The 22,922-nt window shown below is 35.0% G+C and carries 25 protein-coding genes; 9 read left to right on the top strand and 16 right to left on the bottom strand.

Annotation, left to right across the window (positions count from 1 at the left end):
- Positions 1-125 precede the first annotated feature (125 nt).
- Entirely contained in the window at positions 126-653 is a 528-nt protein-coding gene (locus tag BOQ62_RS16555) for a hypothetical protein (protein WP_129041211.1), read from the bottom strand.
- A 192-nt stretch (positions 654-845) separates the two neighbouring features.
- Between BOQ62_RS16555 and mnmA the strand changes: the two genes are divergently transcribed.
- Together mnmA and BOQ62_RS16545 are read left to right on the top strand one after the other, a co-directional pair.
- The gene (gene mnmA / locus BOQ62_RS16550; RefSeq protein WP_129041209.1) at positions 846-2,033 is read left to right on the top strand and encodes a tRNA 2-thiouridine(34) synthase MnmA; all 1,188 of its coding nucleotides are present in this window, start codon (positions 846-848) and stop codon (positions 2,031-2,033) included.
- A gap of 147 nt (positions 2,034-2,180) precedes the next feature.
- Positions 2,181-2,408 (top strand): hypothetical protein, encoded by a 228-nt coding sequence (locus BOQ62_RS16545; RefSeq protein WP_129041207.1) that lies wholly within the window; start codon positions 2,181-2,183, stop codon positions 2,406-2,408.
- 41 nt (positions 2,409-2,449) lie between these two features.
- On the opposite strand, the gene BOQ62_RS16540 is transcribed toward BOQ62_RS16545, so the two are convergent.
- Both BOQ62_RS16540 and BOQ62_RS16535 read right to left on the bottom strand, forming a co-directional pair.
- A complete protein-coding gene (locus BOQ62_RS16540) occupies positions 2,450-2,803 on the bottom strand; it encodes a hypothetical protein (RefSeq protein WP_129041205.1) in 354 nt (117 codons plus the stop codon).
- Between the two features lie 15 nt (positions 2,804-2,818).
- Entirely contained in the window at positions 2,819-3,550 is a 732-nt protein-coding gene (locus tag BOQ62_RS16535) for a glycine-rich domain-containing protein (protein ID WP_129041203.1), read from the bottom strand.
- A gap of 114 nt (positions 3,551-3,664) precedes the next feature.
- On the opposite strand from BOQ62_RS16535, the gene BOQ62_RS16530 reads away from it, so the two are divergent.
- From BOQ62_RS16530 to BOQ62_RS16520, 3 genes are all read left to right on the top strand, one after another.
- Complete coding sequence (locus BOQ62_RS16530; protein WP_129041201.1) at positions 3,665-4,561, top strand: hypothetical protein; 897 nt, start codon at positions 3,665-3,667, stop codon at positions 4,559-4,561.
- Positions 4,562-4,687: 126 nt separating this feature from the next.
- On the top strand, positions 4,688-4,885 hold the full coding sequence (locus BOQ62_RS16525; RefSeq protein ID WP_129041199.1) for a hypothetical protein: 198 nt from the start codon (positions 4,688-4,690) through the stop codon (positions 4,883-4,885).
- A 163-nt stretch (positions 4,886-5,048) separates the two neighbouring features.
- Positions 5,049-6,275, top strand: a complete 1,227-nt coding sequence (locus BOQ62_RS16520) for a DUF6051 family protein (protein ID WP_129041197.1) — start codon at positions 5,049-5,051, stop codon at positions 6,273-6,275.
- 105 nt (positions 6,276-6,380) lie between these two features.
- Here the strand turns inward: BOQ62_RS16520 and BOQ62_RS16515 are convergent, their stop codons facing one another.
- The 10 genes from BOQ62_RS16515 to BOQ62_RS16470 form a co-directional block, all read right to left on the bottom strand.
- Entirely contained in the window at positions 6,381-7,124 is a 744-nt protein-coding gene (locus BOQ62_RS16515; protein ID WP_129041195.1) for a LytR/AlgR family response regulator transcription factor, read from the bottom strand.
- Positions 7,125-7,182: 58 nt separating this feature from the next.
- Positions 7,183-7,458 (bottom strand): 2TM domain-containing protein, encoded by a 276-nt coding sequence (locus BOQ62_RS16510; protein WP_129041193.1) that lies wholly within the window; start codon positions 7,456-7,458, stop codon positions 7,183-7,185.
- A 31-nt stretch (positions 7,459-7,489) separates the two neighbouring features.
- Positions 7,490-7,786 carry a 2TM domain-containing protein gene (locus tag BOQ62_RS16505; protein ID WP_129041191.1) on the bottom strand — a complete coding sequence of 99 codons (297 nt, stop codon included), beginning with the start codon at positions 7,784-7,786 and terminating at the stop codon, positions 7,490-7,492.
- Between the two features lie 125 nt (positions 7,787-7,911).
- A complete protein-coding gene (locus tag BOQ62_RS16500) occupies positions 7,912-8,481 on the bottom strand; it encodes a methyltransferase family protein (RefSeq protein ID WP_129041189.1) in 570 nt (189 codons plus the stop codon).
- A 48-nt stretch (positions 8,482-8,529) separates the two neighbouring features.
- On the bottom strand, positions 8,530-8,835 hold the full coding sequence (locus BOQ62_RS16495) for a 2TM domain-containing protein (RefSeq protein ID WP_129041187.1): 306 nt from the start codon (positions 8,833-8,835) through the stop codon (positions 8,530-8,532).
- Positions 8,836-8,839: 4 nt separating this feature from the next.
- Complete coding sequence (locus BOQ62_RS16490) at positions 8,840-10,153, bottom strand: 2TM domain-containing protein (protein WP_129041186.1); 1,314 nt, start codon at positions 10,151-10,153, stop codon at positions 8,840-8,842.
- 139 nt (positions 10,154-10,292) lie between these two features.
- Positions 10,293-10,952, bottom strand: coding sequence for a hypothetical protein (locus BOQ62_RS16485; RefSeq protein ID WP_129041184.1), 660 nt, complete (start codon positions 10,950-10,952; stop codon positions 10,293-10,295).
- A gap of 51 nt (positions 10,953-11,003) precedes the next feature.
- Positions 11,004-13,250 (bottom strand): TonB-dependent receptor, encoded by a 2,247-nt coding sequence (locus tag BOQ62_RS16480; RefSeq protein ID WP_129041183.1) that lies wholly within the window; start codon positions 13,248-13,250, stop codon positions 11,004-11,006.
- A gap of 92 nt (positions 13,251-13,342) precedes the next feature.
- Entirely contained in the window at positions 13,343-14,245 is a 903-nt protein-coding gene (locus BOQ62_RS16475) for a GyrI-like domain-containing protein (RefSeq protein WP_129041182.1), read from the bottom strand.
- Positions 14,246-14,322: 77 nt separating this feature from the next.
- Positions 14,323-14,961, bottom strand: coding sequence for a 4'-phosphopantetheinyl transferase family protein (locus tag BOQ62_RS16470; RefSeq protein ID WP_129041181.1), 639 nt, complete (start codon positions 14,959-14,961; stop codon positions 14,323-14,325).
- A gap of 235 nt (positions 14,962-15,196) precedes the next feature.
- On the opposite strand from BOQ62_RS16470, the gene BOQ62_RS16465 reads away from it, so the two are divergent.
- Positions 15,197-15,700: a superoxide dismutase family protein gene (locus BOQ62_RS16465; protein ID WP_129041180.1), complete on the top strand. Its 504-nt coding sequence runs from the start codon at positions 15,197-15,199 to the stop codon at positions 15,698-15,700.
- 54 nt (positions 15,701-15,754) lie between these two features.
- Here the strand turns inward: BOQ62_RS16465 and BOQ62_RS16460 are convergent, their stop codons facing one another.
- Positions 15,755-17,884: a carboxy terminal-processing peptidase gene (locus BOQ62_RS16460; RefSeq protein WP_129041179.1), complete on the bottom strand. Its 2,130-nt coding sequence runs from the start codon at positions 17,882-17,884 to the stop codon at positions 15,755-15,757.
- 340 nt (positions 17,885-18,224) lie between these two features.
- Here BOQ62_RS16460 and BOQ62_RS16455 point away from each other — a divergent pair, with 340 nt between their 5' ends.
- From BOQ62_RS16455 to BOQ62_RS16445, 3 genes are all read left to right on the top strand, one after another.
- Positions 18,225-18,395, top strand: a complete 171-nt coding sequence (locus BOQ62_RS16455; protein ID WP_129041177.1) for a lmo0937 family membrane protein — start codon at positions 18,225-18,227, stop codon at positions 18,393-18,395.
- Positions 18,396-18,727: 332 nt separating this feature from the next.
- The gene (surE, locus tag BOQ62_RS16450) at positions 18,728-19,516 is read left to right on the top strand and encodes a 5'/3'-nucleotidase SurE (RefSeq protein ID WP_129041175.1); all 789 of its coding nucleotides are present in this window, start codon (positions 18,728-18,730) and stop codon (positions 19,514-19,516) included.
- Between the two features lie 176 nt (positions 19,517-19,692).
- The gene (locus tag BOQ62_RS16445) at positions 19,693-20,733 is read left to right on the top strand and encodes a GMP reductase (RefSeq protein ID WP_129041173.1); all 1,041 of its coding nucleotides are present in this window, start codon (positions 19,693-19,695) and stop codon (positions 20,731-20,733) included.
- Between the two features lie 44 nt (positions 20,734-20,777).
- On the opposite strand, the gene BOQ62_RS16440 is transcribed toward BOQ62_RS16445, so the two are convergent.
- Together BOQ62_RS16440 and fabG are read right to left on the bottom strand one after the other, a co-directional pair.
- Positions 20,778-22,100 (bottom strand): DUF6056 family protein, encoded by a 1,323-nt coding sequence (locus tag BOQ62_RS16440; RefSeq protein WP_129041171.1) that lies wholly within the window; start codon positions 22,098-22,100, stop codon positions 20,778-20,780.
- A gap of 3 nt (positions 22,101-22,103) precedes the next feature.
- Positions 22,104-22,847 carry a 3-oxoacyl-[acyl-carrier-protein] reductase gene (gene fabG, locus BOQ62_RS16435; RefSeq protein WP_129041169.1) on the bottom strand — a complete coding sequence of 248 codons (744 nt, stop codon included), beginning with the start codon at positions 22,845-22,847 and terminating at the stop codon, positions 22,104-22,106.
- Between the last annotated feature and the right edge of the window lie 75 nt (positions 22,848-22,922).

Below are 22,922 nucleotides of genomic sequence, written 5' to 3'. Positions count from 1 at the left end.
TAATTAAATAAATAGTTTAATTTTAAATAGAAACACCCCCGAAAATTTTCCGGGGTGTTTTTTTATACGTTTTTGGCTAATTCTATCTTATAATTAACGGTTAAAGTCCGTTCCTATTGATAAAATTAAAGTCCTACTACAAAACCAATATTCGGGATCAGACCGCTTGTAAACACACTGGAATTCTGCTTCCAAAGTACATTATACATCAATCCTAACTGCATAAAGGAATTATTCCCGATTCTCTGCATATAACCTCCTCCAAGATATAGTGCATTTTCTTCTGTATTGTATTTATAATCGTAGTATTTGTCTTTATAATTGATAAAGAAATGCTGATAATTGGCTCCTACATAAAATGATCTGGCAAAATAATAGTTCACAAATGGTCCAACTCCAAACATGGTAGATTTATAAGAATTGGAAGTCTGCCATGATACACTTCCTATAGCTCCAGCTTCAAGATCCTCTGTAAGACTGTAACCTACTCTTGGTGAAGCCTGCAAATTAAATGAACTATTGCTCCCGAATCCTAATCCGATACCACCTCCAAACGTCCATCTATTGTTTTCCTGTGCCTGTGTACCTATTGAAACCTGGGAAAAAAGTGATCCTGAGCTTATCAGCATCACAGAAATAATAAACTTTTTCATATGTTCTATTTATTGTTTTAAAATTATACACTCATCTGTTTCCATCTTCAGAGAGAGTGATAAAAATGTGATTGGTTATTCTATCGTTTTTATCAATGTTTAAAATTATGGTTTTTTTACGACTTTATTAATCGTATTTTTGCCGCATCAAACTAAGAACTCCCGTTAAGAGTTTCGTAAAATTGAAATACAATGAAAGTAGTAGTAGGCCTCTCCGGAGGTGTAGATTCTAGTGTTACAGCTTATTTGCTGCAGCAGCAAGGCCATGAAGTAGTGGCTTTATTCATGAGAAACTGGAACGATGCTTCCGTAACATTAGAAGATGAATGTCCCTGGATTGAGGACAGTAATGATGCCCTTATGGTGGCACAAAAGCTTGGAATTCCTTTCCAGGTGATAGACATGAGTGAACTTTACAAAGAACGTATCGTTGATTATATGTTTGATGAATATCAAAAAGGAAGAACTCCCAACCCTGATGTTTTGTGTAACAGAGAAGTAAAATTCGATGTGTTTATGAAGACCGCAATGTCTTTAGGAGCAGATAAGGTTGCTACAGGACATTATGCAAGGGTAAATTCTACTTTTGATGAAAACGGGAAAGAAATTTTCCATCTTCTGGCCGGGAAAGACAACAATAAAGATCAGTCTTATTTCCTTTGCCAGCTGAGCCAGGACCAGCTTTCTAAAGCTCTATTCCCCATCGGAGAACTTACAAAACCTCAGGTAAGAGAAATTGCGAAAGAAATCGGATTGGTAACGGCGGATAAAAAAGATTCTCAGGGATTATGTTTTATCGGAAAAGTAAGCCTTCCACAGTTTTTACAGCAGCAATTAAAACCTAATGAAGGAGAAATTGTAGAAATTTTCAAAGATTCACCTTTATTTTCAGAAGAAAAACCTGAGTTTTCATCCAAGGAAGAAGAACTTGAGTTTTTATCAAGAAAAATCAATTATAAAAAAGCTGACGGAAAAGTAATCGGGAAACATCAGGGAGCCCAGTTTTTCACCATCGGACAAAGCAGAGGACTTGGTATAGGCGGTCATAAAGAAAGCTGCTTTATTGTCTCAAGAGACATGGAAAACAATATCATTTTTGTGGGCGAAGGAAGCCATTTCCCTGGACTTCACAAAAAAGCCCTGAAAATTGATAACGCTGAGCTTCACTGGGTACGTGAGGATATGAAACTTCAGAATGGAGAATCCATGGAAGTATTGGCCAGATTCAGATACAGACAATCTTTGCAGAAAGCGACGCTATTTCAGTTTGAAAATGCTTTGTATGTTGAATTTGATGAACTTCAGTCGGCGATTGCAGAAGGACAGTTTGCGTCATGGTATATTGATGATGAATTGATTGGCAGCGGTGTGATTTCGTAATTATTTTTTGGGGCCGGGATGCGAGGTATTCTATTCTGGTGATTAAAATATATTGAGATCATTTTAAAAAAAAAATTTTTGAAATTTTTCTGTAACGTTTTTTAAGTTATCATACTTACTGAGTAAATAACAATAAAAAATACTACTATGAAAACATCTACAAAAAACCAGTATGCTTACGTAAACAATATTCTGATTGCTATTGTATCTGCCATTTTCGGTTATAATCTTTATCAGGCTATTGTTCATCCGGAAAATTCCAATATTGCGATCAGCCTTATTTTAGTGGTTCTGACTTCCGTTATGGTTAGAAAATATGGTTATCAGCCCGTCAACGAAAAAAGAAAGATATTTGATATCAACAAGACATTATAAAGCCCGGAACATTTTGTTTCGGGTTTGTTTTTTATACAGGTTTATGAATTCATCTTTTTATTAATATGATTCAACATAAATGCCAATATAACAATAATTTCTATTATTAAAATCATGAGTAAAAACCCGATCGGTTTTCCTAATATGATTCCTCTTATCAGTTTGATAACCCCCAATAAGAAAATAGATCCTGCAAAATAAAGTGTCGTTCTTGAAATGGTTTCTTTCAAAGAATTTAAAATAAAAACTGAAACGTAGAATCCGAAAATCAGGATAAAATAGAACTTCAGAAAATCTGGTCCTTTAAGAATAATCGGATTAAATGTCTGGTTTTCTGCCATAAGCCACGCAAAGCTTATCACAACCGGAACCGAATGAATGATTACTTTCTTCATAATGATTAGTTTTTGTTATCCACCACAGCCTCCGCATCCGCCACAACCACCTCCGCAACCTCCGCCTCCACTGCAGCTTGAGCCTCCACAGCTTCCTCCTCCGTCATTATTCTGCTTATCTTTTCTGTTAGGATCTGTGACTTCATTATCTCCAACTATTGAGGCAATGGCCCCCAGTATAAAAATAATTGCAAATACTACTCCTGTAACCAGCAATCCTGTAAAATCTCCTCCTTCCGTACATGAGAATAAAAAGAGTAAAATAAGAATTGGAGAAAAAAAAACCATTTTTCTCAACCAGGTTTGTATTGTAGATTTTTTCCTGAACTCTTTCCAGATGTCTTCAGGTGCTTCCTGCTGAAAGACTTTTTGATAACTTAATAAAGTATCTTCAAACCAGTTATAATGTTTCTCTCTCTCCCTGGCTCCTCCTTTAGATGGATGATGATGAAGTGGTCTTTTTAAAATATGAGGACAAAATTCTTCCCAGTAGTTCTGAGTGTAAATAAGGTGCATATGCCATACCTTATCTACGATTTTGCTGGGAGATGCTCCATTGGGGAGAATACAGCAGAGATAGACAAACTTTTTGTATTCTTCGATTGCTTTTTTTGCGAAATCAAGACTCCAGCATTCTTCTTTTGCCAGTTTCTTTGAAAAGGGAAAATCAACTCCTTGTGCATCGAGAGAAAACTCCTGTATTCGCTTCCAAAGGGATTCGTCTTTTAATACCATTTTTGTTTCCATTGTTTTGATTTTTGTTTTTCTATTCAAATATCAATGGATTTTAAAATATAAAAGTCTCCTAAAAATCTTTTTTGGTTTGATAAAAATCTTAAATTAGTCTTATAAATAAACACCATGAAAAAGGAAGATATTCTGCATCTTGAGAAGCTGATGAACTTCTTAAGCCGGCAATTTTTAAAGAAAAACCATTGGGAAGATGTAACCAAAACCGAATGGTCTTATATAAGTGCTGAACTGAATGATCTGATTATCAATGACCATTCGGAGAAAGAGATCAAAAAAGAACCTGACCTTCTTGGAAACAATTATCTCTACGAACACTTGATTATCAATAAGCTAAAGAAATTCAAACAGAATGAAAATGCTGTTCTGAGCAGACCTAATCTCGCCAAGCTGAGTATGATTGTCAAAGTTTTGGGGTATTCAAATTATATAGATTTTATTAATTCCAATACAGAATCATTCAACTTTAATGATCTTAGGATTGATATGAATAATGTAAGCCAGAATACACCTCTTTTAGACCGTTTGGTGGGTTGTTGGTATTCTTATAACAGAAATCTGCCTGACAATCCTTTGATGGCAAAAGAAGAACGGATATGGCGTTCTGCTATGGAAATTTATAAATCTGAAACTACAGGAGAATATTTTATTGAAAGAAGCGGCGGCGATCATCATAAGTATTTTGGGAAGGTAACTGCCTATTCAGATTATGTTTTTATTATCATGAACAGCAATACATTTATCCGACAGAGACACTTTATTTCAAGAATAAAAGATATTAAAGAAAAACTTAAGAATCCCGACTATAAACTACTAGAAATCCATTTTATAAGCACTTGTATCAGCTTCAATCAGGAACCGATTGCTTTGTTTGAAATTTTCAGAAAAGCGGACAGGAAAAACTTTATTTCAGATTCTATCAGCTTCCCGATTGACAGTGACGAAATTCCTGAGTCTGTCATTAAACAACTTGAAGACACTGAATCTAACAGAATTGATTACAGATAGTTACATTATTGAAAAATAGTAATCCTATTTTAAGTCATGGGAAGAACTGATTATTTCTTTGAAAATTGTTGTAACGTATTTTGAATTGTCATACTTACTGGATAAACAACAATAAAAAATATCATTATGAAAACAACAATTAACAATCAATATGCATCATCCAGTAACGCTCTCATCTTTTTTGTATCAATGCTTGTAGGCTATAATATCTACCAGGAAGTCTTTCATCCTGAAAAAGCAGATCTGATTTTGTGTGTGATTATGGTTGCTCTCACAGCTATCTCTATTCAGAAATACGGAGAGAAAACGAAAGAAAAAGGATAAACATCATCATCAATTTATATATTACTGCCCCGGAATAAAATTATTCCGGGGCTTATTGTTCTTCTCTTATGCCTAGAATATATTTAAACTCTAAAAATCAACCCATTACCATAATATTTATCTAACTTGATGGTTATAAATATGAACCTTCAACCTTCTTGCTATGGAATATTATGAATTATATGAAGTTTTGAAAAATCATTTTGATTCCGGAAAAGACAGGGCTGAACTTAAGGAGCTGAATGTAACCATTGAATCAATTCCTTTTGAATCTAAAGTTTGTGACTTGCTTTACGGTTCAGAAAATCAACATTGCAGCAAACATAATCAAACACTTGAAATCAACAAAAACGGTTATGTCTTTTACAACCAGCCCGCTGTAGACATCAAGGATTTTGATATTGAATGCAACAAAAGGTTTGAATACCATATTCTGAAACGGGCTGATAGAGAAGAAGCAAAAGGAGCTGTATTCTTCTTTCATGGGCTTAATGAAAAGAAATGGGATAAATATCTTCCGTGGGCTTATGAACTGGCTCAAAGAACAGAAAAAGCCATTATTTTGTTCCCTATTGCATTTCATATGGACCGTGCGGAACCTATCTGGAGTGATCGTCATCACATGATGGAAGTTGTCAGTTTCAGAAAGAAAAAATATCCGGAAAACATGAATTATTCCTACGTGAATGCTGCTATAAGTTCAAGGTTGGAAGCGCATCCTCAAAGAATTTTCTGGTCCGGGCTGCAGACCTATTCTGATATTACTGAAGTGGTAAAAGATATTAAAATCGGTAAAATCAAGAGTATTTCCAGAGAGGCTGATCTGGATTTATTCGGGTATTCTATAGGATCTTTTCTTGCAATGATTATCAAAATGGCAGATCCTCACCATTATTTTAGCCAGTCAAAAGTTTTTTGTTTTTGTGGGGGAATGACCATCGATAGGATGTTTCCGATTTCCAAATACATCATGGATACTCAGGCAACGGTCAAAATGCAGTCTGTTTTTACAGAATTACTCAGCTCTGACTTCAAATCAGATAAGAGGTTAAAGCATTATCAAAACGAAAACTTACATCCTCAGGAAAGCTGGTTCAAAAAGATGCTCCGTTACAATTATTTTCAAAAAGAAAGGGAAGAAAGAATTAAGGAAATTCAGTCTCAGATAAAGGCTTATGTCCTGGAAAAAGATAGTGTTGCCCCTCCAATAGAAGCATTAAATACATTACAGGGTGGTTACAGGAATATCAATGTGGATATTGAAATCAAAGATTTTACGTTTGAATATTCCCACATGGTTCCTTTTCCGCTTACTCATAAGCATAAGAATGAGGTTACGGAAGCTTTTAACCATTTTGTACAATCTGCCAGTGACTTTTATAACACCTGATCATGTTCAGGTATAAAAAAGAGAAAGGAATAGCTTAAAAATCAATAATATAAGATCCATGGTGTTCGTTTTTGGGTTATGAGGAAGTGCATTCTTCCCTATTGATCAACTGACCAGCCAGTCTTTGAAATCCTTCACACGATCTCTGCTTACCGTAATTTCCTCTTCCGGTTGAAATTCCAGCTCCACTTTATAGTAAGGAGAAGTGTGGATATTTTTGATATAATCTGAACTTATGATAAACTGTCTGTTCACACGGAAAAACTTTTTCTCATCAAGAACTTCTTCCAGCTCGTCAAGGGTAAAATCTGACGGATAGGTACGGTCTTCCGTCTGAAGATAAACGATTTTATTTTCACTGAAAAAACAGCTTATCTCATGAGTCTGTATAATTTTAAGGTTATACCCTATTTTAACCAAAACTCTGGAAAGCGTAGATTTTTCTTTTCTGATCAGCTGTTTGATATCCTGAGAACCATTGGTGTCATTGGCAGGGATGAATGACTTGAATTTCTCCACAGCACCCTGCAGGTCTTCATCAAGAATGGGCTTTAGAAGATAATCAATGCTATTCAGTTTAAATGCTTTCAAAGTATACTGATCAAAGGCTGTCGTATAGATAATAAAACCTTTTGTAGGTACTTTCTCAAAAATATCAAAAGACAATCCGTCACCTAAAACTATATCCGAAAAGATCAGCTGTGGGTGTTCATTTTCAGAAAACCAGGCCACGCCTTCTTCTACAGATTCTATTTTAGCAACTACTTCTATTTCAGGGAAATTACTCAGCATTCTTTCTAATTTCCTTGAAGCAGGTTTTTCATCTTCTATAATGATAGTTTTGATCATTGAGCTTAAATTTTGGTTTTAGATTTTGGAAATAAATTTATATAAAAACAGACAGATTTTAATAGTCTATTCTTTTTTTCTCTTTGTTAAGCTCTTTTTCAATCATATTTCTTTCCCATTCGGAATCAAAAAGAAATAGTTTTGCGGCTTTTACAAAAATGATAAATACCCAGATTCCAAGAATGGTATATCTGTCAAACAAATGAAAATTAATCACCTTTTCTCCAAAAATATCATCTGGAATGAGAAGAACGGCAAAAATGGCAAATATAAAAAGGCTTTTATAAAATTTTCTGATACTGTTTGTTCTTGCAGAAGCTGTTTCGTAATCCATGGTCGTATATGTTTTCTGTTATGATTATTGTTTAAAAAGTTTTTATTTTCGGTTTTTCTTCCTTCTCCATCAGTTCTTTTATTTTTCTTTCTTCCCAGCTTTTTCCAATTCCAAATACACTTATTGCATGGAATGTAATTCCTATTCCCCATCCCAGTGCAGGCCATAAAAACCATAAATATCCTGGGGCAGTCACAAGGTTAAGTATTGCTAAAAAGGGAATTACTACACAATATGAAGTAAGGTTTCCATAAAACTCTTTTAATTCTTTTACTCTTCTTGAAGCTTTTCTGTAAGCAATCGTCTCTTTATTTGGTAAAATTTCCATAATGTTTTGTTTTAAAAGGTTGATTTGTTTTTTTCTTGAATCAAAGGTAAGTCAGGAAAAGACCTTCAATCAATTTTATATTACCGAATGGTAGATTATGCTATCCGAACCGTAAAAACCTGGTTTTAATAGATAAATGGGATCAGTTTCTTGGTGCTTTTTCTGTATTCAATATATTCATCACCGAACTGTTCTACCAATGCTTGCTCTTCAACCTTAATCCTGTAAGCAAACGCTAAAAATGGAGGTACAAAAGCAAAAATTAGTGATAGCCAGTTGTTCAAATATAAACCAAGCCCAAGAGACGTTAAAAGAGAGAAAGCGTAGGAAGGATGTCTCAGGTACTTATAAAATCCTTCTTTTTTAATTTTATGATCCTGTCTGATGGTGACATCTACTGTAAAATATTTCCCCAATGATCTGATGATCACATATCTTACAATAATTCCAATAAGAATCAGAAACTCTCCTACATAAAGAATCCAGTTGCTTTCAACAATCGGAAAATGAGTATTATAAGACATGAAGATTGAGCTTACGATAGAAAAAGGAATAGCCAACCACAGGAGGTTAAGAGTAGATCTATCTTTATTCTTCTGATCTTCTTTTCCAGATTTCAGTATATTCTTGTAAAGGAATTCCGTGATAAACCAGGCTGCCATTGAAATGTAAAACACAGTTGATAAAATGTTCATTTTCAATAATTTTTAGGGTTAAAGGTGTTTTAAAAAAATATTTTCCTTCTAATGCTTTTCCTGTTTATCCATCAGTTCTTTAATCTTATTATCTTCCCATTTTCTGATAAAGTTAATACGAGGCAGAAAAACGGTAACAGCGTGTGCTGCAAGCCCTATTCCCCAGAAAGTAGCTGTAAAAAAATTTTTAAACTGAAAATAGCTTTCTCCAGGTTTCAGATGCATGCAATTGTATACAACAATCATTGCATTCACGGCAACGTAAGCAAATAAATGACCGTAAAAACCGCGTAATCTGTCTACCTGCCTTCTGGCGCGTTGGTATTCAATATCGTTTTCGTCAAACCTTTCCATGTTTCTATTTTTTTTGTTTGTTCATAATTTCACGAATCTTCTTTTCCTGCCATGATTCTCCCACTCCAAACACCTGAAAGGCGTGAGAAGCAACCCCAATTCCCCATCCCAGCACAGGAAACCAAAACCACTGATTTCTGCTACTTGTATAGAGATTGATAAAAATTAAAAAGGAGCATACGGTACAGTAAGAGATCAGATTCATATAAAAGCTTTTTATTTCTTTTACTCTTTTTTGGGCACGTTTGTAAGCAGCTGTTTCATCTTCAGGTTTTGCACTGGAAATATGTGGCTTAGCCAAAAGCATCGGGAGTTTTACTTTAAAATGATCTTCAGATTTTTCTATGAATACATTTCGTTCAGTAAGTAGCGAATAACGCTGCACAATATTGGCAAGCCCAATCCCTGAACTTTCTTTGATCTGCTCTCTTACCTGAAGGTTATTTTCAATACAGAGGGTATTTCCGTCTGAAAAAATTCTGATGATCAAAGGTTTTGATGATGTTGCAAAATTGTGTTTGATACAATTCTCCAGCAGCAGCTGCAAAGCCAGCGGAACTACATATTTCTGATGGTCTTCTTTACCAACATCAAAAGTAAAATCTACACTGTCTTCAAACCTTGTTTTTAAAAGGTCGCAGTAGGTTTTGGCAAATTCTATTTCATCTTCTACCGTTACAAGCTCTTTATCTTTCTGTTCAAGTACATACCGGTAAATCTTTGACATTGAAGCCGTAAACTTTTGAGCCTGTTGTGGATTTTCATCAATCAGGGAGCTTAAGACATTCAATGAATTGAAGAGGAAATGCGGATCCAGCTGATTTTTTAAACTTTCAAACTGGGCATTTGCAGACTTGGCAATAAGCTTCTGTTCCACCACTTCTTTTCTGGAAGTCTTCTTCAGCTCTTCCATGAAACTTCTGGCATGAAGAAAAGCGGATATCAACAAAGCGATATTGATGGTAAACCAATTGAGGAAATTATATTTTCCCAGAAAAAATTCTTCTGTAGTAGCTGCTTTTTGAATGACTACAAAGTTGATGTAATTACAAAAATAGACCAATACAAAATTGGTAATAATAATTGAAATAATACTTATAACAGCTCTTTTGGTGGTAGCTTCAGACCAAGGGATTTTTTTATTCAGAAAGCTGTTCAGCATTCCGTTTCCTCCCCCCAGCACAAAGGAATAAATAAAAGAGATGAGTATGGTATATAAAAAGTTCTCAAGATTCTTTTCTTCTGTAAAGACAAAAAAGAAAAACATGGAGACTGTAAGTGATACCCAGAATAATATGATAAAGTTTTTCCGTTTCATGATCTATTTTCTTGACTCAAAATTAGTTTTTATTAAAGGTATCAAAAATTAATTCTTACCGAAAGGCTATTTTTCCTCCCTGAACAGTATAAAAAAACCTTCACGAATGAAGGTTAATTTTAAGTAAAGTATTAATAATCTATTTCGCTTTCTCAGTTGGTAAGCTTAGGAAATAATCAGCTTCTCCTCTACCCCAGTTAGGATCCAAAGCCGTTTTTGGTTTGTATGCCTTAAATTTTGCCTGAGCATCTTTAAACATTTCCAGCCCTTTTGTTTTACTTCCTCCATACTGCTCAGGAGTAAAATATACATCTTCTGCCTTAATAAGGGCAATTCTTGGGTTGGCTGGATCAAGTTTTTCCGCAGCATTCATTTCTTCGGCAGCTCTTGCACCATCTGTCATATAACGTTGTGCAGGATTTACCATCATTCTCAGAGAGTAAGACATTTTCCTCAACAGGTGTATTTCTGCATTATCTGCTCCGGCCAGGTTCTGAGCCATGGAAAGGTGTTTTTCAGCCTGATCTGCAATACCATCCAGTTCCTGCATTTTTCCGTCTCTCATCTGGGTTCTTCCTTTCTGGATATAAGAAAATGCAGCATAGTACGCCGGAAGCCATTTTGTACTCTCTTTACTTCCTATTCTCTGGAAATCATTGGCCAGCGTCTGGAAATCTTCTGATGTTTTACAGGTTTCTATTCTGGCAATTTTTTCAGTCATTATTTTGTCGTAATCTGCCTGTGCAAAAGCAGTTAAGCTTACAAAAGCTAAAGCAAAGCTTAAAATGTATTTTTTCATGAAGTCAAATTTTAAAAGTTAGTTATGTTTGGTTGTTCTAAGATATGTTTTTTATAAATTATTATTGATAGCATCATCGGTTTTGTCTACTCCGAAACTTATAAATGCTCCTATGAAGACAAAAGTATTGACTGGAGGAACGATTGCGGAACTTCTGGAACCATCTGCTGAGAAATTATAGCCATATACATTTTTTGATCCTAAAATATTACTGATACTCAATACCAATACAGGGAAAGCTTTTGCATTTTTTTTGCCGATGTTGGGTAAATAGTTAAGACTGAAATTCAAAGCATTGTAATCTTTTAATCTTCCTTCATTTCGGGTATAATTAATGGCTTTTCCATTCTCTAATGTAGAGGCAATATCATAATAAGGACGTCCTTTTGCGTAAGTATAAGATAAGTTTACACCCAGTTTCCATTCCGGAATAAATCTTTTTGCCACCGCTGAAAGTGTATGTTCAGCAGCAAAACTAGGCTGCAGACTTACAGGATAATTAAGGAAATCTCTTTTCGAATCAAGATATGAATAGCTAATCCAATAATCGATATTTTCAAATGTCTTTTTATTATCTCTCCAGAAAAATTCCACTCCTTTTGCATATCCGTATCCATTATTGTTTAAAGCCATCTGGGTTTGTTGATTTTGCTCCTTATCCGGGGTAATATTAAATGTCTTGATCAGTTGGTCATATTTTTTGTAAAATGCTTCAAAACGTAAAGTTCTCCCCTCTGAAGCTCTCTGAACCTGAAAAATATAATGCTGGGATTTCTGGAAACCAAGATTTGCAGGTCCATTGATGTATTTACTTTCCGGATTTTGATAAAAAAGACCATAAGCCAGGGAAGTTGTCCAATCCTTTGCAAGACGGTAGGCAATGGCAAAACGAGGCGCAATATTATTCTTTCCTAAAAAAGAAGAATGCTCTGTCCTTACTCCTATTTTTGCTGACAATGCATTGCTGAATCCAAGATCAGTTTCTACGAAAGCAGAAGAAATTAAGTCTTTATAATCTTTCTGTATTGCTTCAAAATTCAGGTTTTCATCGGTATTATTCAATTCAATTCCTCCTCTCACAGCACTGATTCTGTTGATTTTTCTTTCAAGAACAGCTTTGAAATTCAGATAATTTCCATCAGTCAGCAGCTGGCTTCTATTGGATTCAATATCATTGGTTTCTGTAGAGAAATGAAGATCTGATCTGTTATATGAGTAAGAACCACCTACATTTAAAAGGTATTTTCCAAATTTCTGTCTAAAAGACAGGTTATGAAAAGTATTTTTACCATTCAGCTTTACCAGACTGAAATCATATCCAGGTTCAAGACTTTCTGACTTTACTCCCATTTTATTGGAATTGAACATCCCGTAATATTTGAAAAACCCTCCTGATTTTGTTTTAAATCTGAAATTCAGATCTCCGTTAAGTCCCTGTGGTGCTTCTACAAAATTGGTATTAAAATTAATGACTTTCTGCATCAGGCTTAAAAGAGAATATCCTGCTGTAGCTCCGTAGGAATAGTTTTTATTGTCTCCCAACTTCTGAAATCCGGCATTCACAAAAATAGGTGATATTCCTACGCTGTACGAACTTTCATCCGGTAGATCAACACTTTCCAGCATTAGTGCTCCTGAAAGAGCCTGCCCATACAATGCAGAATAGCCGCCACTTGAGAAGATATTTCCTTTAAAAAGAGAAGTATTGAACTGGTCTCTCCCCGCAATTCCAGGAACAGAATTAGAAAAATAATTGTTGATAAGGCTTCCATCCATAAAAATCTTGGATTCCGTTCCGGTACCTCCACGGATGAATAGTCCTTCTGTCCCTCCTACTTTCTGTACTCCCGGAAGATAGGTCAACGCCGAAGAGATTTGTCCGTCTGCCCCTGCTGTGGTGTAAATATCAATGGGGCTTAGTAATGCAGTTGCTCTTTTCTTATCACTGGCTTCAATAGATCCTGCAGAAACTACTACTGCATCAATCTCACTGATCTGTTCTTTAAGATCTACATTCAAAGAAATATCTTGATTTTCAATATAAACCGCCCTTTCAATATTTTCATATTTTGGATGGGTAAAGGTTATGACGTGGGTTCCTTTTTCCGAAGTTTCAAATGTGAAATTACCCTGAGCATCTGTTGTAGCTCCATCATAGGTATCTTTTAGGGTAACGTTGACTTCTGCTACCCCTTTATTTTTAAAGGATACTTTTCCTGATATTTTCACCTGAGCATATCCCATGATGGAAGTGAGAAGAAGAATCAGAAAGAGGATGTTTTGTCCTTGTGTTTTCATTTTTATTGTTTTCTGGGTCAAAAATAGTACGAGAAATGCCTTTCTGTAAAAAATTTATTACTGAAAGGCATTCTTTTGCTCCCGAATGGTAATTAATGAATCGGGATACAAAAATCCACAATCATTTTTCCTTCCGGATGCTCTTTAAAATTAGTGTGATAGATTTCAAAAGGAAAGGTTCTTCTTATGGAATAATTATTTTCATTCATCCACAAAAACAAAGAAACCCAGCATTTTTCAAAGTCGTTTAAGGTAACTTCTCCCGTACCTACGATAAATTTTCCGGCTTCAATAGTTTCTGCAAATACTTCACCTTCCTGATGGGCCAGTTTTTCATCCAAAAGCATACACGCATGAATCCTTACTTTATCAAGAGGTGTTATTTTGCAGCTGTCATGATAAACAGAGATCATTTTGACATTATCCCGCGGAAAAAGGCCCTTTCTGCTGGCCCAGTCTATTAAAATATTAAAAGAGGGCTCCACATTGGCAATTCCAAGACTCATTACTGCTGCCAGATTCAGTTCCGGCATTTCTTTTACTTCGATTTTTAAATTCATATTGGTCCAGTTTAATAGGTTTTCAATGTTGCAAATGTATTGGCTGAAAACTGTATCAATTTGTCCGTTCTTGCTTTGTGTTTGTAAAATCTTGTGAAATATTTCCGGAGCAGATCTGCGGAATTCTGTGGGAGGTACCCCGTAATATTTTTTAAATGTTTTGCTGAAAACAGAATGGTTTGAAAATCCGAGATTCCAATAAATATCTTTGATCTCCATGTGTTTATGCAGCGCCAGATGAAGTGCGCTTTTCTCTATTTTCTTTCTGATAATATAGTTTTGAAGAGTTTCCCCTGTAATCTGTTTAAATATTCGGTGAAAATGAAACGGAGAATAAGCACTTACCTCTGAAACTTTTTCCAGAGAAAGATCTGCATCAATATGGTTATCAATATATTGAATTGTCTTTACAATTCGTTTTTTATACTCTTCCAATTCAAAGTTGTTAATTCACAAAGATATTTTTCCGGAACCAAATTCTGTTGTTTATTATTGCTATTATTGGAAATTCATTATACTTCAACACATTTTAAAGCTGGAATCGAATCTTTAATATTCTGATGTGAAGAAGCAATATAGCTATGATAGGCTTCATGAATAAAAATCTCTTTCGTAAAAAATCTTTCTCCTTCAATGACACACTCATCTTTTATTATTTCAAAAGAATCTAAAGGAAGCATCATTCCCGCTCCGTGGGCCTTTATGATGGCTTCTTTTCTTGTCCAATAGGTAAAAAAACTCTTTATTTTATCTTCAGACTCATGGATTTCCTGAAACTCACTAGTTGTCATCTGAAATGTAAAATCCAGATAACTGACTTTAGGATCATTGAATTCTACATCTATTCCCAAGGGATATTCTGCAATGGCACAGACCACAAGATCTTTAGAATGCGATATATTAAAATGAAGATCATAACCTTTTAAATAAGGTTTTTTGTTAGGTAGAATTCCTATTTCTGCCTCAGAGATGTTATAATAATTCTTTAAACCATACTGTAAAAGAACTTTCCCCAGCAAAGAAAGCTGAGCATCCTGCCATCTCCTGTATCTCTGAATATCCTGTTTGACTTCCTGAGAAAACATAGGCAGATATCTATCCAGGATAGACTGGTGCTTTTCTTCATGGATGAATGTATACAGAATAATCATTTTTTTCTTGGAGATATGCCTGATTTATAAATTGCTTTCTAACCACTAAAATAAGCTTTTTTTTGCCTCTTTTTAAAGGAGTTAGTCTACATTCCAAAGTTTCAAAATTTAAGGTTAAAAGAAGCCTGATTAAGTTGATCAATCAAAGCAACTTTTCAAAAAAGACCAAGATCATAAAGCGCTTTGGAAAATCTTTTTTAAATTTATCGTAAAATCACTATAAATCATTTAAAAAATGAAAGTACCAACATTAGCATTATTGGCTGGATTTGCATTTTTAGCCGTTTCATGCGGAACCACAAAAATGTACTCTGTAAATGCCAAAAGCGGAACACAGACAGGAGGAACTGCGAAGTTTACTCAAAACGGAAATGAAGTAACCATGAAGCTGGATATTACCAATCTTACTCCTGGAATACATGCAGTACACATTCATGAAAAAGGCGACTGCTCTGCAGCAGACGGAACTTCTACGGGAGGTCACTGGAATCCTTCGAAGAATGATCACGGTAAATGGGGTGCTGAACATTTCCATATGGGAGATATAGGAAACCTGGTTGCGGACCAGAGCGGAACTGCAACATTGACTTTCAAGACAGACAAGTGGTGTCTGGGCTGTACAGATGAGTCTAAAAACATCATCGGAAAAGGTCTTATTGTGCACGCTGCAGCAGATGATTTCCATACCCAGCCTACAGGAAATGCAGGCGGAAGAGTGGGTTGTGTAGAAATTAAGTAATCCTTTTTACTCAATAAAAAAAACCGCTAATTTTCATTAGCGGTTTTGTTATGTTTAGGATTTAGCTCCCATATCTGATACAATATTCATTGCTTCCTGCAGGTAAAGATCTTTTTTCAGATTCTTGATCCACATTTCAGATTTTTTCTTGAAAGCTTCATCTTTTTTCGCTCTCTCAATCTCACTTGGATACATCATGAACTGAAGTCCGTTCTCAAATTTAGTCAAAGCCTTGAACTTTTCAATTTGAGATTTTCTGTTCTTCATCAGCTCATTAAACTTGGTTATATTCAACGTGATATTTTCTTCTTTATCCAGTTTTTCTCTCCATTGAGCAGATTCTAGTAATAACTGATAATTGCTGTTTTTAGCCATTCTGTCTGCACTTGCTTTCTCAAGAGCCTGAATATTGAAATAGTTCAGTTTCTGGAATTTTGTAGGTGGAATTTTATCCCAAGCTAAAGCATAATCATCATATCGCTCTCCTACTTCAGCATAAGTAAAAAAGTCCTTCATCTGAATGTCAGAAACGATTCCTTTTCTCTGAGTAGATTCTCCAGTGATTCTGTAGAACTTTTGAATTGTCAGTTTTAGAGATCCGAAATCATCTTCCGTGTTCAGGAATCTGTTTAAGTCTACAAAAGTCTGAACAGTTCCTTTTCCGAAAGATTGTGGAGACCCGATGATCATTGCTCTTCCATTGTCCTGCATTACTCCTGCAAGGATTTCTGAAGCTGAAGCTGAAAGTTCATTTTGCATGATAACCAATGGACCTGTCCACATCGGAGTTTCATTTTTATTCTTAAGCGTTTGTATTTTGCCGTTTCCGTCTTTCACCTGAACGTAAGGACCAGCTTCCATGAAAAGACCCATAATGTCCCCTACTTCAGTTAATGAACCTCCTCCATTATTTCTAAGGTCAAGAATAATTCCTTGAATATTTTGTTCCTTAAGCTTAATGATTTCATTCTTAATATCATCAGAAGCATTTCTTCCTTTAGCATTTTCGAAATCAGCATTAAAACTTGGAAGGTTGATAAAGCCGTATTTCTTGCCATTTGGAGTGTTTACGACAATACTTCTTGCGAAAGTATCTTCAATAGCAACTTCTTCACGGATCATGGTAACATCTTTGATGGTACCGTCTTTTTTCTGAACCGTAAGTGTTACCGGTGTTCCTTTCTCTCCTCTGATAAGTCTTACCGCTTCATCAGAAAGCATTCCTACCACATTTACAGGATCTTCTTTCGGTTTAGATCTCACTTTCAGGATTTTATCTCCTTCTGAAAGCTGCTTTGATTTCCATGCAGGTGCTCCAATGGTAAGAGCTCCCAGGTAAAGGTTTCCTTTTTTCTCCTGAATCAAAGCCCCGATACCAATTACTTTTCCTGTAAACTGAGTATCAAAATCTTCTTTATCTTTTGGAGAATAATAATTGGTGTGCGGATCGAATACTTCTGTATAAGCATTCATATATACTGTAAACCAATCCATTTTCTTTCTCTTTTTGAATCTGGTAAAGGTATCTTTTACAAGATCTTTTACTTCATCAGTCGCTTTTTTGATCTTTTCATCCTGAGTAAGCGGTTTAAATTTGATGGTGTCTTTCAGTTTATATTTCTGAACAGAGTCTTTCTTTTCTTTTTGAGCTTCTTCTTTGCTGTTCATCGATTCAACTTCCTGAAGGATATTGTATTTGATGAATTTTTTCCACTCGTTATACTGTTCCTGTTTGTTGGCAGGTACTTTTTTAAGTTTTGGTTCTAAAGTAAGCGTTTCATCTTCCTGAAGATTGATGGGCTTGTTGAAGATATCCTGTGTAATTTTATCAATCTCATCCACTCTTTGATATAGCCTGTCAATCGTAAGCTTATAGAATGTAAGATCTCCTTGTCCGATATAGTCATCAAGCTTTGTTTCGTGCTTGTTGAATTCATCCATATCAGATTGCAGGAAATATCTTTTTGCAGGATCTACCAATTCGAAATAATGCTTATAAACGTCCTTCGAATAGGCATCATTGATAGTCTTTGGGCTATAATGCAGATAAGAAAGTGTGTTTTTTACGCTCACCATGATCGTCTGCATCTTTTCGTCATCATTCTTTGGCGAGTTGAAACAAAACATCAGACTGGTTAATGGAATAAGAAGTAAAAATTTATTCAGTTTGAAATTTTTCCACATAAACTGTCTTTATTTATTAATTTTTAAATAAGTATGGTAATTAGTAGCAGTAAGCTTGGTACTGTTACAAATGATCAAATTTAATACCTTATTTACAAATATCGACAGTTTTGATCATTTTTATTTAAAGAGATTGGCAAATAATCAAGACAATATGAGCCATTTCCTATTATCAGCCAGTTTCGTTATAAAATGATACAGACCAATCCTTTTTTCAGGCATATCAAAATTTTTATTTTTTAATCAAAAAACAGAAAACACATACCACAAAAACCATTTTTTAGCCATAAAGGCATAAAATATGCAGAGAATTAACCATACAAATTCAAAATATTAAGTCATGAAAAGTTTACTATGGTTAGTCGCAGTCATCTGCATTGTTGTTTGGCTATTGGGAATGTTAGGAGTCGTTCCTGGAATAAGCACAGGTTATTTAATTCATATTTTACTGGTCATTGCCATTATTGTTATTCTTTATAATATCATTTCCGGCAGAAAACCTCTCGAATAATTTATTATTTTGTTAAACATTTAAATGAAGATCTTCTTATCAGGTGCTCTTCTTCTGGAAAAGCACCTGTAAAGGTCTGGTCAGGTTCAATGTATTAATTTTTCTTCATCTCAGTTTCATTTTCTGTATTTTAAATCTTCTCTACTCTTCCTTTCAACCTTGTTTTGATGTTAAAATTCTGGGATTACAATTCCTGATTTACAATCATCAATAACAAATCCGGTATTTTATTGCGTCTTATTTTTAACTACATTTGATGTGTTGAAAATCTTTTTGTTCAATTCTTACAATGAACAAACTCACTCTATTTAAATAAAAAATAAAGATAATTTATGGAAAGACCACTTATTCTGGTGACTAATGATGATGGAATTACCGCTCCTGGTATCAGAAATCTTATCAATTTTATGAACGAAATCGGAGAAGTAGTTGTTGTAGCGCCAAACTCTCCTCAAAGTGGAAAAGGCCACGCTATTACCATCAATTCTACGCTAAGTTACGAAGAAGTTACTTTGGATGGTCCGCAGACTGATTTCTCATGCAGCGGAACTCCTGTAGACTGCGTAAAAATGGCTCTTGACAAAATTCTTACAAGAAGACCAGACATTGTAGTTTCAGGAATCAATCACGGGGCGAATTCTTCCATCAATGTAATCTATTCCGGGACTATGTCTGCTGCTGTAGAAGCTGGTGTAGAAGGAATTCCTGCGATTGGATTCTCATTACTTGATTTCAGCTGGGAAGCAGATTTTACTCAGGCTAAAGAATTTATTCAGAATATTGTAAGAAAAACACTGGAAAACCCAATGCCTAAAGGAGTTGTACTAAACGTTAATATTCCTAAACTTCCGACTGAGGAAATAAAAGGAGTAAAGGTTTGTAAGCAGGCTAATGCAAAATGGGAAGAAAGCTTTGATGAAAGAATCAATCCACACGGTAAAAAATATTACTGGCTGACTGGTTATTTTAACAATATGGATGATTCTGAAGATGCCGATGAAACAGCATTGGCAAACGGATATATTTCAATTGTTCCTGTAAAATTTGACCTTACAGCCTATGAATATATGAAGACATTGGAAGAAGTGATGACTTTTGATAATGTAAAAGAGACGAAATAATTCTTTCAACATCAAAGGTTTCCATTCTAAATACAGCAGGATATGAAACCTTATAAATAATTAAAATACGACTTTTTAGTCGTATTTTTTTATTCCTTTTATAGTAAAATCCATCCCGTGAGAAATCGCCTTGTTCAAGATTATTTACTACCTTTATTCTGACAAATAATTACAAAATGCGTATAGAATATGACATAAAACTGGGCTTTAAGGATGTAATGTTCCGCCCTAAACGTTCTACTTTAAAATCCCGTGCAGAAGTTGATTTACAAAGAGAATTTACCTTTAAGCATACCCAAAAAAAATGGACAGGAGTTCCCGTAATTGCAGCCAATATGGATACGGTAGGAACTTTTGAAATGGCTGTAGAGCTTGCCAAAGAAAAGATTATTACAGCAGTTCACAAGCATTATACTCCTGAAGAATGGAGCCAGTTTCTAGACAGCCAGCCGGAAAGCATTCATCAATACATTGCTTTAAGCACGGGAACAGGAAAAGCCGATGAAGAAAAAATAAAACAAATCCTCGAAAAGCACCCAAAAATTGAGTTTCTCTGTATAGATGTAGCCAATGGTTATTCTGAGCATTTCGTTGAATTTGTGAAGAAAGCAAGGGCCAATTTTCCTGATAAAATTATTATCGCTGGAAATGTGGTTACCGGGGAAATGGTAGAAGAACTTCTTTTGGTAGGTGCAGATATTATAAAAGTAGGTATCGGTCCTGGATCTGTTTGTACAACAAGAGTAAAAACAGGGGTAGGATATCCGCAGCTTTCTGCTATTATTGAGTGCGCAGATGCTGCTCATGGCCTTGGAGGGCATATTATTGCCGACGGGGGTTGTAAAGTACCCGGAGACGTTGCAAAAGCCTTCGGAGGCGGTGCAGATTTCGTGATGCTGGGAGGAATGTTTGCCGGTCACGACGAAAGCGGTGGCGAAATGATTGAAGAAAATGGTAAAAAATACCGCCTGTTCTATGGAATGAGCTCCAAAACAGCAATGGATAAACATTCCGGAGGTGTGGCAGAATATCGTGCTTCGGAAGGAAAAACAGTGAAGACTGCTTATAAAGGTCCTGTTTCAGAGACAGTAAAGGATATTTTAGGTGGAGTAAGGTCTACCTGCACTTATGTAGGAGCTTCAACGCTTAAAGAACTTTCCAAGAGAACTACTTTTATAAGGGTTCAGGAACAAGAAAATCAGGTTTTTAAGGACTAGAAATTAGAAACAAAAAAGGCTTTAGATAATAATTCTAAAGCCTTTTATTTGTTCTTTGTCCTGATATATTTTTTATTAAAATACTTTTGAAGCTGATCGTTTATAAAAGTTTCTTTTTCATTTACAGAGGCCATTTCAGCAAAATACAGAACTCTGGGAACCTCTTTTATTCTATCCACTACAACAGAATCTTTAGAAGAATTTCTAATGGTTTCTACTCTTCCATTCATCTCTTTTTCATATTCTTTAAGATCTGTCTTCACAAGTTCCATTATTATATTTTCTCCATTAAAATCAATATTGAAATAGGCATATTTTTCAGGGAAAATTTTCAGTTCGGGAAGGAAAATAATGAAAAGAGAAGCCCACCACCATTTTTTAATTTTTTCAAATTTAAAAAATAATAAAAGGGAAAAGGTGGTTAAAAAATAGAAGATAATACTTTCAAACTGTCTTGCAACAGAATTGAGAATATAGCTTGTAAATACTAAAGGAAGTAGAGAAACTGACCAAAATAAAAGAGCTTTTTTGAATGTTATTTTCCTACTTATGCCTTTAAGTTCTACTTCAAAGATTGTGATAAATAATGGTATTACTAAAAGAACTTTGACTGCAACATATATTGTATTAGCTCCATAAAGGGTAATTCTTTTCAGCCATTTTATGATCCCCATTTCTGTCTTCCCCATCCTATTGAAATTTCCTGGTGCGAGAAAGCTTATCAATAAAAAAGAACTTCCTATCATTAATAAAATCAGACTTTTCTTATTGCGATTCTGATAATAAGATACCAACAGAAGTCCCTCAACAATCAATGCAAGAATTTCATTAGACCCCATCAAAATGATGATCAGCAAAATGGAAAGAAAAAACCATATTCCCTGTCCTGTATCTTTATTTTTTTTGAGAAAATAAAGTAAAATGCCTGCTAAAATTACGGGAACGAAATAAACATTAGACCCTGTAATCCAAAAGTAGTGCTCAGGCAGACTTACCAGAAGTACTGTATAAAAGAAAAACAGAAAAAAACCCTTTTTTAGAGATTTTTTCAGAGAATAGCTGAAATATTCTTTAAAATTTAATGATGAAACTCCAATAAAGGATAGCATCAAAAAAACAGGATATACCTTCGGAAGAATATTACTTTTATCATAAAAGACAGGATTAAACATATTGATAGAATATCCAAAATACCTCCCTCCCCAAGTTGTATAAGTTTCTATAAAACTTTGCTGTAGTCCTATTTTTCTGGTTGTATGAGACCAAAAATAATCATCGGTCTGATATACATTAAAGAAACTAATGTAAGCCAGACCGATGCCTATTATAATCGACAAGAATAATACTATATTCTGTACTTTTTTCATTTTCTAAGTTAACATTCCACCGTCAACGTTCAATGTTTGCCCGGTAATGTATGCTGACATTTCGCTTCCTAAGAATACGCAAGCATTGGCGATATCTGCAGGCTGTCCTCCTCTCTTCATTGGAATTTCTTCTCTCCATCCTTGAACGGTTTTCTCATCCAGAACAGCAGTCATTTCAGTTTCAATAAATCCAGGAGCAATAGCATTACATCTGATATTTCTTGATCCAAGTTCCAATGCAACAGATTTTGTAAATCCGATTACTCCAGCTTTAGAAGCTGCATAATTAGCTTGCCCCGCATTACCTTTTACCCCTACTACAGAAGTCATATTGATGATAGATCCTGATCTTGCCTTCATCATCGGCTTGATTACTGCTTTTGTAAGGTTAAAAACTGAGTCTAAGTTTACTTTGATTACCTTATCCCAATCGTCTTTAGACATTCTCAATAACAGGTTATCTTTTGTAATCCCTGCATTGTTGATCAGAATATCAATCTGTCCGAATTCTGCCATTACATCTTCCACCAATTTCTGAGCAGCATCGTAATCTGATGCGTCAGACTGATATCCCTTAATTTGGGTTACAGAACTTAAAGCTGCTTCTAATTCTTTTGCTTTGTCTACAGAACCAGCGTAGGTAAATGCCACTTTTGCCCCTTGCTGAGCAAACATTTCAGCGATACCTTTACCGATTCCTCTTGTAGCTCCGGTAATTAATGCTACTTTTCCTTCTAATATTTTCATATCTATTGATAATTATTTTCTTTTATAACTCATTCAGCTTGTGACAGCTGCCTCTTATTGCTTCTACAATTCCTC

The sequence above is a fragment of the Chryseobacterium sp. CH21 genome (assembly GCF_004119445.1).
Taxonomy (GTDB): Bacteria; Bacteroidota; Bacteroidia; order Flavobacteriales; family Weeksellaceae; genus Chryseobacterium.
The sequence above is the reverse complement of the archived record's forward strand: the minus strand, read 5'-3'. Positions and strand labels throughout refer to the sequence as shown.